Here is a 656-nt window from a genome sequence, read left to right as displayed (position 1 = left end):
GATCACGTGGTTTCGAACCCGGTGCCGGCGGTTCGTAACAAGACACAGAAGACGGTGTTGGTCAGGCAGGAGCCTGTCGATGATGTGCCTGTTTCAGGGAAGAACCTGAACGGGGATGCGGCGGCTTCTTCGGATAAAACGGTAACCAATGGCTGCCCCGTGTCGATGGTTACCGGGGAGGAATTGCTCACTCTGACCGATGGCGCGTTGGATGGGATCTTGCCGTTCGAATGGACACGGTTGTACCGCACCAGTGCGGTGGAAGTGGATGGCGGGTTGGGGTTTGGTTGGAGTCACTCGCTGGCGCATCGGCTTGCGGTGTCGGGCGACTCGGTGGTTTGGATTGACCATGAGAACCGCTCGACTTCGTTTCCGCTGCCGACTGTTGCTCGACCGGCCATCACCAACAGCTTGGCCGAAGCAGCGATCTATTTGGGCGCATCGCCGGATGAGCTGGTGTTGGCCCAGGCGTCGCGGTTTTATCACTTTCGCGACGGTGTGCTGGTCTCGATCAGCGATGCGTACGACAACCGGCTGCGGATTGCTCGGGATTATTTGGGGCGGATTGAGCGGCTGGATAACGGTGCGGGTTGTGCGCTGTTCCTGCGCTATGAATCGAACCGCATCGTGGCGGTGGACTACCAGGTACAGCGGGC

1 protein-coding gene is annotated in these 656 nt (G+C 59.6%); it reads left to right on the top strand.

Features of this window, described 5'->3' with window-relative positions:
- The coding region (locus tag J1G35_RS30625) for a DUF6531 domain-containing protein (RefSeq protein ID WP_223016874.1) at window positions 1-656 on the top strand (656 nt) is incomplete at both ends.

The organism is Pseudomonas sp. SH10-3B (genome assembly GCF_019891415.1).
Lineage (GTDB): Bacteria > Pseudomonadota > Gammaproteobacteria > Pseudomonadales > Pseudomonadaceae > Aquipseudomonas.
This window is presented reverse-complemented; position numbering and strand designations above follow the sequence as displayed.